Source organism: Salinimicrobium gaetbulicola (assembly GCF_042676025.1).
Classification (GTDB): domain Bacteria; phylum Bacteroidota; class Bacteroidia; order Flavobacteriales; family Flavobacteriaceae; genus Salinimicrobium; species Salinimicrobium gaetbulicola.
Genome location: NZ_JBHTJP010000032.1, coordinates 102,983 through 119,754, shown reverse-complemented (window position 1 = coordinate 119,754; position 16,772 = coordinate 102,983). Strand labels below are relative to the sequence as shown.

Below are 16,772 nucleotides of genomic sequence, written 5' to 3'. Positions count from 1 at the left end.
GAACAAAGGCGAAAACTGATAAATTTTCGCCTTTGTTTTATATGTCCCTATAAGCTACTTCTCTCTCCTAAGATCTCCTTAATTTCATCTTTTAGAAGAGTTTCCTTTTCTATTAATTTCGATGCTAGAATTTCCAGTTGAGACTTATGGATTGTGAGTATCTCTTTAGCTTGTTCAAAGGCCCTGTCAATAATGGCCTGCACTTCTTCATCTATTATCTCAGCGGTCTTTTCACTATAGGGTTTATTCAAGGATTGACTCATCTTTCCAGTAGAATCATAATAACTCATGTTTCTTAGAGCATCGCTAAGACCGTAATTTATAACCATGCTATATGCATGTTTGGTAGCTTTTTCAAGGTCGTCTACCGCATTGGAGGAAATTTCATCAAAGAAAAGATCTTCGGCCGCTCTTCCTCCAAGCATGCTACACAGGGCATCTGTAAATTCAGATTTTGTGATGATCTGATGTTCTTCCGGGAGATACCAGGAAGCTCCAAGAGATTTTCCCCTGGGAATGATAGTGACCTTCTGAACCGGCTGGGAGTGTTTTAAATACCAGGAAGTAGTAACATGTCCTGCTTCGTGATATGCGATCCTTTTTTTCTCTTCCGGAGTAATGATCTTACTTCTTTTTTCCATTCCTCCTATCACTCTATCTATGGCATCCAAAAAATCCTTTTTCTTTATTGATTTTTGTTCCCGATGGGCAGCGAAAAGAGCCGCTTCATTACAGATATTGGCGATATCTGCCCCTGAAAATCCAGGAGTTTGTGCAGCCAGGTCTTCTACCACCACGTCATTTGCCAGCTTAAGTGGCCTCATATGGACCTTAAAAATAGCTTTACGTTCGGTCAGGTTTGGAAGTTCAAGTTGAATATGCCTGTCAAAGCGACCGGGACGCAGTAAAGCGGGATCAAGTATATCTCCCCTGTTGGTCGCGGCCAATACTATCACCCCTGTATTAGCTCCGAATCCGTCCAATTCGGCCAATAATTGATTAAGAGTGCTGTCACGTTCCTCATTTTCATGAAAAATGGAAGTTCCTCCCCTGGCCCTACCTATGGTGTCAATTTCATCAATAAAGATTATACTTGGCGCCCGGGCTTTTGCTTTTTGAAATAAGTCTCTTACCCTGGCGGCTCCAACTCCCACGAACATTTCTATAAATTCAGAACCGGACAAAGAAAAGAACGGCACCCCGGCTTCCCCGGCAACTGCTTTAGCCAAGAGGGTTTTTCCCGTTCCGGGTGGCCCTAAAAGCAATATCCCTTTTGGTATTTTTGCTCCCAGGTACAAATATTTATCTGGAGCCTTGAGGAAATTCACTAACTCGTATATCTCCTCCTTAGCTTCCTCTAAGCCCGCCACATCCTCAAAGGTAACATCGCTCTCCTGGCCCTGTTCTGTTACCCGGGCTTTTGTTTTACCAAAGTTCGCCAAGGTAGAGCCACCGGGAACTCTGGAAGACATTCTTCTTAACAGGAATAACCAAAATAAAATAAGCAAGCCCAATGGCAGTACCCAGGATAAAATTTGCCCACCCCAATTTTCCCTTGTACTGTAAGTAACATTCAACTGTTCCAGATCAGGAAATTTTTCCTGGGCCTTCTGAAGTTGCTCATAAAAAACCTCTACAGAACCTATATTGAAGAAATAACTTGGTCCTACTGTGGATTGCGTTTCAAAAATGCTCTTTGTATCTTCTTTTTTTTGAACCGTATCTTTTTTGAGGTACACCTCTACCCTTTGATTGTTTATCACATCTAATCTGGTAACATTTCCTGATTCTAAAATTTCATTTTCAAATTTGTTCCATGAGATCTCGGGTAATTCCGGTTGGGTATTGAATAGCCAAAAGAAGATGAATACTCCGAAGAAAATAAAATACAACCAACCTAATCCTGGCCGTTTTTCGGAAGCAGGTGTTTTCTCAGGATCACGGTTTATAGCCATAATATCTTGGAACTTAGTAACTACAAATTAAACTACCAGCCGCTAAATTGAAATGACATAAGTCATTATCAGCTACTTAGCTTTGTTCCTCCAAAACAGCAAAATGAGTTTCCTGACCTATTTTTTACTATACAATCCAATCAATTCTCCCGAGGACAGAATTTTACCCTGCATCGCTTTTTCAAGGTCTTCTTTTTCTGAATCCTTATCCAGATCAAGTTTGGAATCTAATGCATATACTTTGAAAAAATATCTGTGAGTTCCCGAAGGCGGACAGGGTCCTCCATAATGATTTTGTTTAAACGAATTTTTTCCTTCCTCTCCCGGGATACTGTTCTCAGCAAGCTCCTTGGCTGGTTCAATATTCCAGACAACCCAATGATCCCAAGTGCCCGCAGGGGCATCAGGATCATCCACGATCAAAGCCAGGCTCTTGGTAGTTTCTGGAAGATGATCGAACCTAAGAGGCGGATTGACATTTTCACCATCGCAGGTGTATTTTTCCGGAATCTCACTATTCCCAGAAAACGCGGTACTACTTACTTTGATTTTCGCTTCCATAATACTTGGTTTATGGTTAGGTAATTTACTTTGCTGAAACTAATAATTGGAGAGCTATTCTGTAAGTTCCAGAACATTTTGATGCCGGTCAGATTCAAACAATAAGACCCGGTATTTAAATTAATCTATTTCACTGAAATTCAAAAGGATAAACATCAAAAAGACATAAAACAACAGTAGAGAGAAAAGGTATTTTTTCGATGTTATAATATTTCAGAAATAGCTTTCAGAAAGGTCATTTTTAAATGTGAAGGAAACTTGTTTTTAACCGCAAACTTTTGATTCACTTCAACTTCTATTCCCAAATAATTCTTCGGAAACCTTTTTCGTAAAAACGTGGTAAATCCATCTGCCTTCCCTAAATATGGATAATTATACCTAATCTTCAGATCTTTATCCTCCTGCAGCAAGCGTTCCTTTAAATTCTTACAAAACAACTTCTCCTCACTTCTTCGAGGATCGTATAATAATCCGATATCAGCATTTCGTTCCTCACCGTTCAAACTTGGAGTAAAACTGTGAATAGAAAGATGCAGTACAGAATAGCCATTTGAAATGATCTCGTCAATTTGCGACTCCACCTCTTTCCTATATGGGAAATAATAGGCTTCCAAAATGTCTTTTTTCTGACTATCTGAAAGTTCCCGTGTAAATTCCGAAAACACCTGTGAATTTCCAAGAGACCGGTTTATTTCTACCAGCAATCTCGAAATATGATGTTCCTTATGATAATTGGCAATATTCCGAAGAAAGGTATACAGATCATAAGCTCCGGGGTCATAACCCCTGTGCGATTTTAATACTTCTGCGGCACCCGAAAATAAGCGTTGGTGTTCCCTGGGAATTAAATTTCCGGCATGCTCGCATGTGAGTACAAGTTTCATGCTTCAAAAAGTCGGTTTTCCTGAAGACAATCTGCAAGTTGCCGATAGGTTTTCAAAATAACTTCTTCTGAAGGTTCCTCTCCCACTGACCTTAAAATCCGGCTAGAAAGACTTCCGTTTTGCAAGATGTATTCGAGAGTAGATCGATGATCAGAAGATATTTTTTCCTTAACCCGTTCAAATAGTTTTTTCCAGATCTCGTTCACCGTTACATTGCCCATGAGATCAAAAACATTCAAATATCTCTCATTTTGAACTAAAGTCTCTTCTGCGTCTTTTATAACCCTGTCAAGGATCTCAAAAAGCTCATTTTCATGCCAATTCTTTTGATCTTCCAGGGCTATCAACTCCTCTCCTACAAGGAGCTTTAAAACTTCAATGATCAGAACAGCTATAGCAATATCGGCCTTTGGACATTCCTGAATATCGATCACCCTGATCTCGATCGCGTTACGGTCAAATCTCGCAATAGCGCCACGGGAATTGAGAAAATGGTGATCAAGTATGTTTTCTGTATCGTAAGGCTTGATAGCCTGATTTATCGGCGCAAAAATGTGATCGAAATAGTCAGTCCGGGTAAAGACCTGTTCAGGAACCACTCTTCCTGTCATTTGAGGAATTTCCTTCTGGTTGGTCTTATATACCTGCATTCGGGCATCTTTAAATCCGGTATATTTACCTTCGAATATCGGAGAACTGGCACTCAATCCAGGAATTATTGGCAGTAGTAACCGAACCGCCGCATGCAGTTTCTCAAACTCCGCATCGTCATAGAACGGAAGATTGATGTGCATACTTTGAACATTGCTCCAACCATGGCCTCTGCAGTCAAAAATGCGGTTATAAAGCGCATATATTTTACTGTAATGGTGTTGCCATAATTTCATTTCTTCATCCGGTTTCATTAAAGGATGTGAAGCGGATGGTAAAAGTTCGGTTCCAAATTCCTGCAAAAGAGCATTCATTTCCCTTACATTCTTTGCGAACAAATCTCCCAATGAATCAAGATCGGGAGTTGGACCGTTTGTTTTCATCTCAACCACATGGGCGACCAGCTCATTACTCCATTCTATAGCCCCGTTCTCAACGTCTGAGGTAAGGGTTCCATGTTTTTTAGTGAGCAGTTTGTCAACAATAGGGTTGATCTTAAGGCTGCCTGAACGCACGAGCATATACTCCAGTTCAATTCCAAATACTTCAAATAGATGATAGCTCATGTTACTTTTTTTCAAGGCGGTTTTTGAGGGCCATTAAAATTTCTGTATAGATCCTGTCGCCGTAAAATTCATCTTCCACTCCGTGATCAATGTTAGGGTTGTCGTTGATCTCAATTACAAGGGGTTTCCCGTTGACTTCTTTCACATCGATCCCGTAAAGGCCTTTCCCCATTAGTTTGGCAGATTTTAATGCTACCTCTAAAATTTTCTTAGGAACATCTTCAATTGCCATAGAATCTGCATTCCCATCCTGATCGTCTTTCTTTTTCGCATTCCAGTTATAGATCTGCCAGTGTCCCTTCGCCATGTAATAGCGACAGGCATATAATGGCTTTTCATCAAGGATCCCTATCCTCCAGTCATAATCTGAAGGTGTATATTCCTGGGCAATCACCAATTCCGATTTTTTAAGCATGGCTGAAACCAGCTCCTCATATTCTTCTTCGGTCTTCGCTTTTTTCACACCGAAAGAAAAAGTAGAATCAGGAGATTTCAGTACTAAAGGCAAGCCCGTCTTTTCAATAACGTTGTTACGGTTGTCCTTATGAACGATCATCGTTTTAGGCGTTGGAATTCCTGCATTTTCAAGTGCTTCTGCCATAAAGACCTTATTACAGCATTTTAAGATGGCGTCGGGATAATCCACAATCGCGATATCTTCCTGCTGTGCTTTTCTGGCGAAAGCATATGCATCATTATTCACCTCAGTGCTTTGTCGAATTAACAAGGCATCGAAAGCCGATAACCTGGATAGATCGTTTGGCGAAACAAACTCCACATAAAACCCAAGTTTTTCAGCAATATCAGAAAACTTCCTGAGGGCCTTTGCATTGCTGGGCGGTGCAGGGTCATTAGGTTGAACTAAGATCGCAAGATCATATTCATAATTCTCACTTTTTGGAGTATCATACCTTTTTTTTGCGAAATACTGTACCGCAGAACTTTGCATGAATTCCTTGTGTTCCTGCGGAATTTCGGCTTCTGAAAGGGCTTTTATAGATCTTATATTCCACTTATTGGTAAACTGAAATTTCACCCTCAAAAATGGAATTTGGAAGTGTCTGTGGAACATGGCACTAAGCTCTTTGTATTTTTGAGCCACGTTTTGTCCGAAGTAGATGCTCAAAGTAAATTCCGAAGATTTTATAGACTTCAGGCTTTTTTGGATGAGATCATCAAATTCATCAGAAACGATCTTCACGAGTTTGGGCTCCCTGAGATCTACGAGGTTCTTCACTGTAGGGATGGCCATATGTCCCCGGGCCTCTGCCAGTAAAGACACATAATAACCTTTGGACTGATACGAATAGTCTTTACACAGATTGAAGATTCGGGCATTTTTGATCTTGGAGAACCGAGGATCTGTGAGGTATTCCCGAGCTGAGACGATTTCCACATTTTCCAACGGAATGTTCCAGTTTTCGGGTTTATTTACAACAAGGTATTTATTCATTCAACATTTAAAATATGATTCAAATGTAGAAGAAAAAACAATCCCTTTTTTGAAAATAAACGGGTAAGAAGTAAAATATATTTTAAGTTTCAAGCAGAATAAATTTTCTAATAAGGATTTGAAAATCAGACTTTATATAGCGGACATTATGTTAATTCCTGTATGTAATAGGTGTATTTTCAAACGTTCCAATAAAGAAGAAAACTATTATACTTTTTATCAGTATCATCAGTAAACTCAATAAAAATATCTCAATTGGGAGAATAGAATTTGGTAGGACCAACACTACAAAAATTTTAAAATCATACACAATAATGACTGGAAAATTTTAACAATTTCAACTAAACGAGGAGGAAAAATTTTTCACGCAATTTTGATAAAAAAACCTAAATAATCACAAATTTCTGTTAATCAACACCTTATTGATCTGATATATCTAAATTAATTTTACTTTTGAATATGTTATTGCATGAGAATCTTAAGAAAAGATTCAAAATTGTAAATTTTTGAAACTAGATGATCTACTAATTTTTACTGGGGGGCAAAAATTAGTTTTAAGTCATCTGAATTTGAGAGAAAGAGAACACCAGTTTAGCTTGCCGGGACTTAAAAAATCTCCTATACAGTTACGTAAGGGTTTAACTTCTCAAATAAGCAGGATCTTTAATAGTTCCTGCTTATTTTTTTATATAAAAAGAGCGAAATCCTCATGGAATTCCGCTCTTATGAAAGGATATAATTCTTGCTCTTAAATTAGCCCCGAAATATTTCCTTTTTTATCTATATCGATCTTTTCTGAAGCAGGATGCGCTGGAAGCCCCGGCATACGCATCATATCTCCCGTAATAGGAATTAAGAAACCTGCGCCTGCCGCGATCTCGATCTCTCTTACCGTAAGAGTAAAACCTGTTGGACGACCCAGTAATGTAGGATCATCAGATAAGGATTTCTGAGTCTTGGCAATACATACAGGTAATTTATCCAGTCCAAGGTTTGAAATTGTCTTTAGATCTTTTCTTGCTTTTGATGAAAATTCTACCCTGTCAGCGCCGTAAATACTGGTAGCAATAGTTTCTATTTTTGAAACCACATCCATATTCCAGTCATACAACGGGCAGAACTCTTCTGTACTCTGCTCTACAATTTCGATCACTTTTTCGGCAAGCTCCAATGCTCCTTCTCCACCTTTAGCCCAACCATCGGCCAGGGCAACTCTCACCTGCATTCTCTCTGCAAGATCTCTAATCACCTGTATCTCTTCTTCACTATCGGTTATGAATTTATTGATCGCGATTACCGGAGTAACATTATAAAGTCTTGAATTTTCAAGATGCTTCACTAGGTTCGGAAGACCGTTCTTAAGGGCCTCTACATTCGGTGTTGTCAATGTGTCAAGAGCTGCACCTCCATGGTATTTCAAGGCTCGAATAGTAGTTGTCAAAACAATAGCCTTAGGGGAAAGCCCTGCACTCTGACATTTTATATCGAAGAATTTTTCAGCTCCAAGATCAGACCCGAATCCGGCTTCAGTCACCGTATAATCAGAAAGGCTCATTCCCATCCTGGTTGCGATCACCGAGTTGGTTCCCTGTGCTATATTGGCGAATGGTCCCAGGTGAATAATTGCCGGATTACCTTCAATAGTTTGAACCAGATTCGGTTTGATGGCATCTTTTAAGAGAGCAGTCATCGCACCTTGAGCATTCAGATCACGTGCAAAAACAGGCTTTTTATCAAATGTGTAACCGACAAAAATATTTCCGAGGCGCTTTTTAAGATCATCAAGATCCTCGGCAAGACAAAGAATTGCCATGATCTCAGAGGCGGCTGTGATATCAAATCCACTTTCACGAGGAATACCCGAACCGGTTCCTCCCATACCAATCACAATATTCCTAAGTGCCCTGTCATTAACATCCATCACCCTCTTCAGGGAAACAGTACGGGCATCAATTCCTAAATTATTGGTCTTACTCTGAAGATTATTGTCGATCAAGGCAGCCAGCAGGTTATGCGCTTTTTCAATTGCGGAAAAATCACCTGTAAAATGCAGGTTAATGTCTTCCATTGGAAGCACCTGTGAAAAACCGCCACCTGTCGCTCCCCCTTTTATTCCGAAGACCGGGCCCAGGGATGGTTCTCTTAATACAACCGTAGTTTGTTTACCTAATTGGTTCAAGGCTTCAGAAAGGCCGATTGATACTGTGGTCTTTCCTTCCCCGGCAGGTGTTGGGGAGATGGCTGAAACTAAGATTAGATTTCCTTTCTTAACTTTCTCCTTGTCAATCTTGTCCAGTGGCAATTTTGCTTTGTACTTACCATACATCTCAATTTCCTCCGAATCCAGTCCCAGCTTGTTGGCAATGGTCGTGATATGTTTAAGCTCTACCTGGTGGGCAATTTCAAGATCGGTTAATGGTTTTGTATTTTTCATGAGTCCTTTCTTTTTCCACGAAATCGTTTTCGTGTTTAACTTTCAAAATTCGATTCAAATTAACAGAATATTCGGAGGATAAATTATGATGACTATCAGTAATCCCAAAAAATACCTGTGGATCGGAAATATTTAAAATATCAAGTTCTTATTTCCTAAAAATGCATATTACAATTTCCTGAAAATGATTTTAATCATTTGAATAAATCCCATTAGTAACTACATTAATCTTCCCTACTCCTTCGCCTCCCGTATGTTCAATTCTTAATTTTCCTTATTATGAAACAGTCTTTACTCAAGGGTGGCATCTTACTTCTTATTTTTAATTTTGTTCTTGCATTCTCACTTCCAGCTCAACATTCTCAGAATGGTGAAATGGATTTTGATGAATTAGATCCCGTTACACATCCCAAATTTGTGAATGAACTCCCTTTCCCTGAAGTATTGCAGCCCATTACTGAGGGTGGAAATTATTATAAGGTTTATATCAAGCCGGTTACCCAGGATCTTGGACTTGTTGACCCTTTTGGAAATCCTCTAAATGAAACAATGGTATGGGGATATGGTCATAATGAAAATAGTATCTCGTATCCAGGTCCTACTATTGAAGCCTATAAGAATCACACCATACAGGTGGAATGGGTGAATGACCTTCCCAAGGAGCACCTTTTTGCTATTGATAAAAGTATTCATTGGGCGGCTACCGATTATAGAATGGCTAATGGTCTGGAAGAAGGTGCTATGGTGGAATTTAACGGAATCCCAACCGTGACCCATCTTCATGGAGGCCATACAGATGCCGATAGCGATGGGCATCCTGAATCATGGTATACTCCCGGTTCTGAGTCCACAGGTTCTAATTACTTCGGAGAAGTTTATGAATACGATAATTCTCAGGAAGCCGCTACATTGTGGTACCATGACCATGTGATTGGGATCACCCGCCTGAATGTGTACGCCGGGCTTGCAGGATTTTATCTTCTAAGAGATGATCACGAAGAAAGCCTTAACCTTCCAAAGGGTAAATTTGAGGTGCCTTTGGTGATTCAAGACCGGGTCTTTGATACCAACGGACAACTGGTATATCCCACAGAAACTTTTACAGTTTCTGATGAGCCTGATGAAAGTTATCACTCTGAGATTACAGATGGAGTAATATACAATTCCATTCTTCCGGAAATGTTCGGGGATTTTATTCTGGTTAACGGAAAAGCCTGGCCCAAACTTGACGTACAGCCCAGGAAATACAGATTGAGATTGCTAAATGGATCAGATTCCAGGTTCTACGATCTTTTTCTTCCCGGTACAAACCCAAATCAAAATGTTACCTTCTACCAAATAGGTTCTGACGGTGGATTGTTAGAGGCTCCTTTGATGAAAGACAGGATCCTGATAGGCCCGGGTGAACGAATTGATGTGATCATAGATTTTTCAGCACCCGAACTATGGGGTCAAAGTCTTATTCTTAAAAACAGGGCCCGATCTCCATTTCCTTTTGGGGAAACAGTAGATCCCCGAACCAGCGGACAGGTAATGGCATTTAATGTGATCATTCCCTTAGCAGAAGATGACACCAGTATCATTCCTATTTCTCTTCGGAATGATTCGCCAACCGTTTCCGGAAATTCCTCTGAAACCCGTCAACTGGTTTTATTTGAAGAAGAAGATGAATACGGCCGACTTCTGCCTTCACTTGGAACCGCAGAAAAAGGAGCTCTTGGATTCCTGGATGATATAACAGAAAATCCTGAATATGGAGCGACCGAAACCTGGGAAATTTTTAATACCACTCCAGATGCTCATCCCATCCATCTGCACCTAGTCCATTTTCAAGTGGTGAACACACAAAAATTCAATATAAAGAAATCTTACTTCGGAAAAGAAGATTCTGATGATGATAATGATTTTCCAAATATTAATTCCAACGGAGAATCTAACTATTCTGTACAGCTGCTTGGTCAGCCAAAACCACCGGCAGCCGAGAATGCCGGTCGAAAAGATACCTTTATAGTTTATCCCGGCGAAGTAGCAAGGGTAAAAGCATTCTTTGATAAAGAGGGTGAATATGTATGGCATTGCCATATTCTGTCTCATGAGGATCATGATATGATGAGGCCATTCTATGTAGGTGATCTTCCAGAAGAAACCCAGGCTCTGGTTGCTACTGTAGAATCAGCTTTACATGATTCTGGAATAATACTGGAAGCTTCAGAAGGGTTAAAAGTAGCTCCAAACCCATTGCAACAATCAACAAAGATCAGTTTCATTTTAAAGAAAAATCTTGAAGTCAAAATGGAAATAAGCGATTATATGGGACGTGTCGTTGCCAGACCTTTTGCAGGTGCCGTCACCGCAAATGAAAGATATGAAGTGACATTTGACCGGCAGGGACTTCCTACAGGTATGTACATCTGTAAATTATATACCAGCGATGGCCGTTCTTTTGAACAAATTATTATTGCTCAATAACTGCTTGAAATAACAACACTAGATGCTGTCCGGGTACTTTCCCGGACAGTTCTTTTTTCAAAAAAGCTGGTTTTTTCCAAAATGTTATCTTTAGGATCCAATTTATCACACCTATGAAAAAATATCTTTTAGCCCTCTTTTGCTTCTTTATTTTTCTTTCAGCTTCAGCTCAGGAAAAACAAAATTTCCAATCCCTTGATGTTTTCGAACTTGAATACGCAGGCAATCCTCAAATTTCTCCTGAAGGAAATAAAGTGGTATACGAACGCACAGGGTTTGACATTATGAAAGACAGGTCAAAGAGAAGTTTGTGGATCATAGATACCAAGGGTACTAACCACCACAAATTAACTGCACGCGAAGCCAATGAAAGTTCTCCAAGCTGGTCACCTTCAGGTGATCGATTAGCATTTGTGAGCAGTACTGATGAGGGTAGTGAAATTTACCTTTATTGGCTGGAAACAGGTTCTATAGCAAGATTAACTCAGCTTGAAAATAGTCCGTCCTCGCTTAGCTGGTCACCAGATGGAAATACTATTGCTTTTACCTTAAAGGTTAATGCGGAAGCTCCTGTGATCGCGAAAATGCCTTCTAAGCCGAAAGACGCAAAATGGGCTGAAGCTCCGCGAATTACTGATAGGCTGAAGCATGAAGCAGACGGATCAGGATATCTTTCTCCGGGTTTCAATCACATCTTCACCATTCCTGCTGAAGGAGGAACCCCAAGACAGTTGACTTCAGGGAATTTTGACCACAGCGGTAGCCTTTCATGGGATCCTGCAGGACAAAAGATCTATTTTTCATCTAACAGAAATGCCGACTGGGAATATGAATTCAGAAATAGTGAAGTATATGCTGTTGATCTTAAAACTTTAAAAATAGAACAACTTACAGACCGAAAAGGTCCTGATACCTCCCCTATGGTCTCTCCAAATGGGAAGCACGTGGCTTTTTTAGGTTACGAAGACAAGGTTCAAACCTACCAGGTTCAGAAATTACAAGTCATGGATCCCGACGGTTCAAACAAAAAAGTTATTTCTGAGGATCTTGACAGAAGTATTGATAATATTGTCTGGGACAGCAAAAGTAAAGGTCTGTACTTCTTGTATAATGACCTCGGAAAGACCAAGGTCGGCCATATTGATCTCAATGGAAATGTAAAGGATCTTACCGATAATGTAGGTGGTACCAGCCTGGGAAGACCATATGCCAGTGGAAGTTTCAGCGTATCAACAAAGGGTACGATAGCTTTTACCTATTCCCAGCCTGATCGCCCTGCAGATCTTGCCATTGTTGGTAAAGGAAATAACGACCTGAAGATATTGACCTCGATTAATGAAGATCTTTTGGCTTACAGGGAACTTGGAAAAACTGAAGAGATCTGGTATGAATCGTCAGTAGATGGCCGAAAGATCCAGGGTTGGGCAGTATATCCTCCCGATTACGATCCGGTGAAAAAATACCCATTACTGGTGGAAAATCATGGTGGTCCGATTTTAAACTACGGACCTCATTTTTCAGCAGAGATCCAACTATTCGCCGCTGATGGATATATAGTTTTTTACCCGAATCCACGAGGCAGTACCAGTTATGGAGAAGAGTTCGGAAATTTGCTTTTTAACAACTATCCCGGAGAGGACTATAATGATGTCATGGACGGAGTAGATGAATTAATTGCCATGGGAGAAGCTGATCCTGAGCAGCTTTTTGTTACAGGCGGAAGCGCCGGAGGAATTATGACTGCCTGGATAGTTGGTAAGACCAATAGATTTAAAGCTTCGGCAGTTATTAAACCGGTCGTGAACTGGATAAGTAAAACCCTGGTGGCAGATAATTATTTTGATTATGCAGACTCCCGATACCCGGGACAGCCATGGGAAAATGTTGAAGGTTACTGGAAATTTTCACCCTTATCCCTGGTTGAAAATATCGAGACCCCAACTATGGTTATGGTTGGAATGGATGATCTGCGAACACCGCCAAGTGAAGCCAAACAACTCTACCATGCGTTGAAACTTAGAAAAAAAGAAACGGTTTTGGTAGAGATCCCGGAAGCTTCACATGGCATCGCGGCCAGGCCCAGTAATCTTATTACCAAAGTTGCCCATATTTTGGCCTGGTTTGAAAAATATAAGTAAAGGGCTTAAAAATGTAATTTTAGGATCCGGTTGGTTTAAAACGACCGGATCTTTTAATTTACGGCCTTGTAGAAATTATCTATATGTTCCTGGTCTCCACTGATGAATACCAGGTCGTTCTTCAGGATTTTTTGTTCGGGAGTGATGGAATTGATCATCTCATCTTTTCGGGAAATTGCCAGGACATTTACTCCAAATTTACGGCGAACATCTATTTCGTTGATGGTTTTTCCGGTAACTTCCCCTTGATCAGCTATCACCCGAACGCAACTTATTTTAAAATTGGGGATCTTGGGTGAGGTTAATGTACGGGGTAATCGATTCTTGGACTGGAACATGTCATAATTATCTGACCTAATGGTATCTACGAGGTTTTCCAACTCATCTACGGGTACCAGGTAGTTTGTAAGAACCCGGGAAAACATCTCTACAGAAGTTTCAAACTCTTCAGGAATAACCTCATCTGCGCCCAGCGCCAGAAGGCTTTCAATTTCTTTTACATAACGTGTTCTAACCAGAAGATATACCGACGGAGACAGATGCCTGACATTAGACACAATGATCTTGGTAGCACTTGGGTCTGAAATGGCAACTACTACTACCCTGGCCTTTTTAATGCGTAACCTCTCTAAAATATGTTCATGAACAGCGTCACCATAATAAATAGGTTCTCCTTTTGTTCTTTCCTTACGCACGATCTGGGCATTCAGTTCCAGGATCACATAGGGGATCTTAGCATAGCGCGCTGCCTTTGCGAGGTTCCTTCCATTAATTCCATAACCAATGATCAAAACGTGATTTTCAAGGTCTTTTAAAGTTGACCGGTCTTCCAGCTTCGGATTTTTAATGATCATTTGCCAGGGTTTATTCAAAGCTGAATTCAACACCAGTGACGATATTCTTTCAGAAAAGATGATCACAAAAGGTGTCAGCAACATACTAACTACAGAGACTGAGAGGAAATATTGATTCATTTCAGGAGTCAATAACCCGTATTCAATTCCAATTCGAGAAAGTATAAAACTGAATTCCCCAACCTGAAAAAGGGCAAGTCCTGTAAGAATCACAGTTCGAAGTGGATATTTTAGCAAGGCGGTAACCACGGCGATGATAGTACCTTTTACAGCAAACACTGCTAGCACCAGCCCCATCACAATAGCAATATTCTCCATCAAGAAATCAAGGTTAAGAAGCATCCCTATTGAGATGAAGAAAAAACTGATGAAGAGCTCCCGGAAAGGTAGTATGGTACTGGTTGCCTGGTAGCTGTATTCAGATTCAGAAATAATCAAACCGGCAAGAAAAGCCCCCAGTGCAAGGGATAAACCCGCAGATGCTGTGAGGAAAGCCACTGCGAAACAGAGCGTGATCGTCGACAGTAAAAAGAGCTCTTTGCTTTTGGTCTTCGCGATCAAATACATTGCACGAGGCACAATATATCTTGCTCCCAGGTAAGTTAACAATACTATGAGCCCCGACTTTATAACCAGGATGAGGATCTCATTCAGAAGATTTGTTGAGCTCCCTGCAAGTAAGGGCGTAAATAACATCATGGGCACCACGATGATGTCCTGGAAGATCAACAACCCAAGTGCAGTTCTTCCGTGAGGAGAAGAGATCTCATTTCTATCCTGAAGGATCTTAAGGACAATTGCAGTACTGGATAGGGATAGAAGGAAACCTATAAAAACCGACTGTGTCCAGGAAAAACCCAAGCCCAGGAAAATACCAAGTGTAATAGCCGTAGTTAATCCTACCTGAAGAAAACCACCATAAAACACGGTTCTTTTAATGGAAGAAAGCTGTTTTACGGTCAATTCCATACCAATTACAAATAGAAGAAGGATCACCCCGATCTCTGACAAGATCTCTATTTGCTCCTGACTTTCAATAAGTGTGAAACCGTATGGACCGATAATTAGTCCGGTGATCAAAAACCCCAATATTGAAGGAAGGCGGAAACGTTGGAGAATAAAGACTACAACCACAGAAAATCCGAGGAGAATTACAATGTCATGTAATAAAGGAAAATCCATATCGACCTGTTGGAAAACTTTATAAAAATATAGTTTTTCCGTTAAACGACCGATGCTATTGACTGATAATCAACAACAATCTCACGAAATGCGCTTTTTCTAAAAATGAGATTAGGAAGACTTTTTGAAAGTATTAATCCCCAAGGCCGTATAAATGGGGCAGAAAGCAACTAAACTGGTTAAAAACAGTGTTCCTGCCGGCACAAGGAAGATCAGAAAAAGAGAGTTAGGTACAACCTCCCAAAAGAGAAGCGCACTTAAAATGAGTACCAGCGTTAACCGAATGAATATGTCTATGTAACCTAAATTTCGTTCCATGACCCAGGAAATAATATAAACTCCCCAAATCTATTGTATTATAGATTTCTAAAAAGTGATCCAGGTCATCTTTCCCTATTTTGGAACTTAAATTCGGTTATATTATCCCATATTTTTCCATTGTGTTTAAATAGGGTTAAACCTTCAACAGAAAATAGGGCATCAAAACTGCGATCTTTGAATTCTTCCCAGGCCAGGTAAAAATCTCTCCTGCTAAGATCACGGGTAGCCAGGGTGATGTGGGGACGAAAAGAACGTCCGGTTTTTAATTGTTCAACCGGAAGGAAATTTTCCAGGGAGGTAAAAAGCTGATCCCGGAAAGGCCTGAGCACTTCAGGATTGCCAACCTCAATAAAAATTACCCGTGGAGGAAAAGCCCCGAAATCCTTCAGAGAAACTTCCATTTCAGAAAATCTTCCGCAGAAATCTTCAAGTATCATAAAAAGTTCATCTGATCTGTTTTCGGTCAGTCTAAAGGGAGGAACCAGAGTTATATGAGCCGGTAATCTAAGTGCTCTTTTACTATTGTACTTATCTGAAAATTCCTGTTTAAGTTCTTTTATTTCCTCCCCTAAACTCTCAGGGGGTAAAAGGGCCAAAAAGATGAGCGATGAAATATCTTTAGTAGACATATTTATTTTCAGGTTTAACCATTCGATAGCACCGTTTCCCTTCTTTCACAGCAAGCCATGCCAATACCAGTCCACCAAGACTGTCTATAAACCCAAGTCCGCTAATTTCGTAAATAACACTGCTTAGTAACAGTACAATAGACATGTAATGACACATTAAAGTGCAATAGGCATCTGCGAGAATGGCTTCGGAATGAAGTTTTTCACCGGCGCGTTTTTTTCCAAGGATGACCACCCACATAACTACGATAGAAATCACTGAAATAATAACACTCCAGAAGGTAGCCTGAGGTTTATGTCCTACGATTATATTAAAAATACTCACAAACACCAGCCCCCCAGCCAAAAGGAAGAATGCTGTACCCGTGACCCGTATTGCCTTCCTTTCAAAGTGACCTCGCTTATGGTTCTCATTTCTTTTAATACGTCTTACCATATGAGCAATGCCCATTCCTGAGATCACCTCGATAAAACTGTCTACCCCAAATCCAAAAAGGGTCACACTTTCATCTTCATAACCAAAATACAAAGCAAATAAACCTTCAATGATATTGTAGACAATAGTAAAAACGGCCAACCCGTAAGCCAGCTTGAAGAAATGTTTTTCCCGATTATTGAAGGTCATCGTATTCTTTTATTAAAGATACGAATTAGAAGAAAAATCTTAAGTAATAA

General features: G+C 40.2%; 12 protein-coding genes. 2 read left to right on the top strand and 10 right to left on the bottom strand.

The features are described from left to right. Positions 1 to 47 precede the first annotated feature (47 nt). From ftsH to ACFQ1G_RS02045, 6 genes are all read right to left on the bottom strand, one after another. Positions 48 to 1,955, bottom strand: a complete 1,908-nt coding sequence (gene ftsH, locus ACFQ1G_RS02070) for an ATP-dependent zinc metalloprotease FtsH (protein ID WP_380736600.1) — start codon at positions 1,953 to 1,955, stop codon at positions 48 to 50. Between the two features lie 117 nt (positions 1,956 to 2,072). Then, positions 2,073 to 2,516 (bottom strand): YbhB/YbcL family Raf kinase inhibitor-like protein, encoded by a 444-nt coding sequence (locus ACFQ1G_RS02065; protein WP_380736599.1) that lies wholly within the window; start codon positions 2,514 to 2,516, stop codon positions 2,073 to 2,075. A 203-nt stretch (positions 2,517 to 2,719) separates the two neighbouring features. Beyond that, positions 2,720 to 3,400 carry an N-formylglutamate amidohydrolase gene (locus tag ACFQ1G_RS02060; RefSeq protein WP_380736597.1) on the bottom strand — a complete coding sequence of 227 codons (681 nt, stop codon included), beginning with the start codon at positions 3,398 to 3,400 and terminating at the stop codon, positions 2,720 to 2,722. Continuing rightward, positions 3,397 to 4,617 (bottom strand): carboxylate-amine ligase, encoded by a 1,221-nt coding sequence (locus ACFQ1G_RS02055; protein ID WP_380736595.1) that lies wholly within the window; start codon positions 4,615 to 4,617, stop codon positions 3,397 to 3,399. Before ACFQ1G_RS02055 ends, ACFQ1G_RS02060 begins: the two co-directional genes overlap by 4 nt. A gap of 1 nt (position 4,618) precedes the next feature. Next, positions 4,619 to 6,070, bottom strand: a complete 1,452-nt coding sequence (locus tag ACFQ1G_RS02050) for a RimK family protein (RefSeq protein ID WP_380736593.1) — start codon at positions 6,068 to 6,070, stop codon at positions 4,619 to 4,621. A 748-nt stretch (positions 6,071 to 6,818) separates the two neighbouring features. Beyond that, positions 6,819 to 8,504, bottom strand: coding sequence for a formate--tetrahydrofolate ligase (locus ACFQ1G_RS02045; RefSeq protein ID WP_380736591.1), 1,686 nt, complete (start codon positions 8,502 to 8,504; stop codon positions 6,819 to 6,821). 279 nt (positions 8,505 to 8,783) lie between these two features. On the opposite strand from ACFQ1G_RS02045, the gene ACFQ1G_RS02040 reads away from it, so the two are divergent. After that, positions 8,784 to 10,973, top strand: a complete 2,190-nt coding sequence (locus tag ACFQ1G_RS02040) for a multicopper oxidase domain-containing protein (protein WP_380736590.1) — start codon at positions 8,784 to 8,786, stop codon at positions 10,971 to 10,973. Between the two features lie 113 nt (positions 10,974 to 11,086). Further along, entirely contained in the window at positions 11,087 to 13,111 is a 2,025-nt protein-coding gene (locus ACFQ1G_RS02035) for a S9 family peptidase (protein ID WP_380736589.1), read from the top strand. A 53-nt stretch (positions 13,112 to 13,164) separates the two neighbouring features. Here the strand turns inward: ACFQ1G_RS02035 and ACFQ1G_RS02030 are convergent, their stop codons facing one another. From ACFQ1G_RS02030 to ACFQ1G_RS02015, 4 genes are all read right to left on the bottom strand, one after another. Then, a complete protein-coding gene (locus ACFQ1G_RS02030) occupies positions 13,165 to 15,147 on the bottom strand; it encodes a monovalent cation:proton antiporter-2 (CPA2) family protein (RefSeq protein ID WP_380736588.1) in 1,983 nt (660 codons plus the stop codon). A 111-nt stretch (positions 15,148 to 15,258) separates the two neighbouring features. Continuing rightward, positions 15,259 to 15,465, bottom strand: a complete 207-nt coding sequence (locus ACFQ1G_RS02025) for a YgaP family membrane protein (RefSeq protein WP_380736587.1) — start codon at positions 15,463 to 15,465, stop codon at positions 15,259 to 15,261. Positions 15,466 to 15,530: 65 nt separating this feature from the next. Then, positions 15,531 to 16,097 (bottom strand): 2'-5' RNA ligase family protein, encoded by a 567-nt coding sequence (locus tag ACFQ1G_RS02020; protein ID WP_380736586.1) that lies wholly within the window; start codon positions 16,095 to 16,097, stop codon positions 15,531 to 15,533. After that, positions 16,087 to 16,722 (bottom strand): cation transporter, encoded by a 636-nt coding sequence (locus ACFQ1G_RS02015; RefSeq protein ID WP_380736585.1) that lies wholly within the window; start codon positions 16,720 to 16,722, stop codon positions 16,087 to 16,089. Before ACFQ1G_RS02015 ends, ACFQ1G_RS02020 begins: the two co-directional genes overlap by 11 nt. Positions 16,723 to 16,772 lie beyond the last annotated feature (50 nt).

Excerpts from the sequence above, each read along its gene's own strand:
- ACFQ1G_RS02050 (WP_380736593.1), bottom strand. The coding sequence starts at position 6,070 with ATGAATAAATACCTTGTTGTAAATAAACCCGAAAACTGGAACATTCCG.
- ACFQ1G_RS02045 (WP_380736591.1), bottom strand. The coding sequence starts at position 8,504 with ATGAAAAATACAAAACCATTAACCGATCTTGAAATTGCCCACCAGGTA.
- ACFQ1G_RS02030 (WP_380736588.1), bottom strand. The coding sequence starts at position 15,147 with ATGGATTTTCCTTTATTACATGACATTGTAATTCTCCTCGGATTTTCT.
- ACFQ1G_RS02055 (WP_380736595.1), bottom strand. The coding sequence starts at position 4,617 with ATGAGCTATCATCTATTTGAAGTATTTGGAATTGAACTGGAGTATATG.
- ACFQ1G_RS02060 (WP_380736597.1), bottom strand. The coding sequence starts at position 3,400 with ATGAAACTTGTACTCACATGCGAGCATGCCGGAAATTTAATTCCCAGG.
- ACFQ1G_RS02015 (WP_380736585.1), bottom strand. The coding sequence starts at position 16,722 with ATGACCTTCAATAATCGGGAAAAACATTTCTTCAAGCTGGCTTACGGG.
- ACFQ1G_RS02020 (WP_380736586.1), bottom strand. The coding sequence starts at position 16,097 with ATGTCTACTAAAGATATTTCATCGCTCATCTTTTTGGCCCTTTTACCC.
- ACFQ1G_RS02025 (WP_380736587.1), bottom strand. The coding sequence starts at position 15,465 with ATGGAACGAAATTTAGGTTACATAGACATATTCATTCGGTTAACGCTG.
- ACFQ1G_RS02035 (WP_380736589.1), top strand. The coding sequence starts at position 11,087 with ATGAAAAAATATCTTTTAGCCCTCTTTTGCTTCTTTATTTTTCTTTCA.
- ACFQ1G_RS02040 (WP_380736590.1), top strand. The coding sequence starts at position 8,784 with ATGAAACAGTCTTTACTCAAGGGTGGCATCTTACTTCTTATTTTTAAT.
- ftsH (WP_380736600.1), bottom strand. The coding sequence starts at position 1,955 with ATGGCTATAAACCGTGATCCTGAGAAAACACCTGCTTCCGAAAAACGG.
- ACFQ1G_RS02065 (WP_380736599.1), bottom strand. The coding sequence starts at position 2,516 with ATGGAAGCGAAAATCAAAGTAAGTAGTACCGCGTTTTCTGGGAATAGT.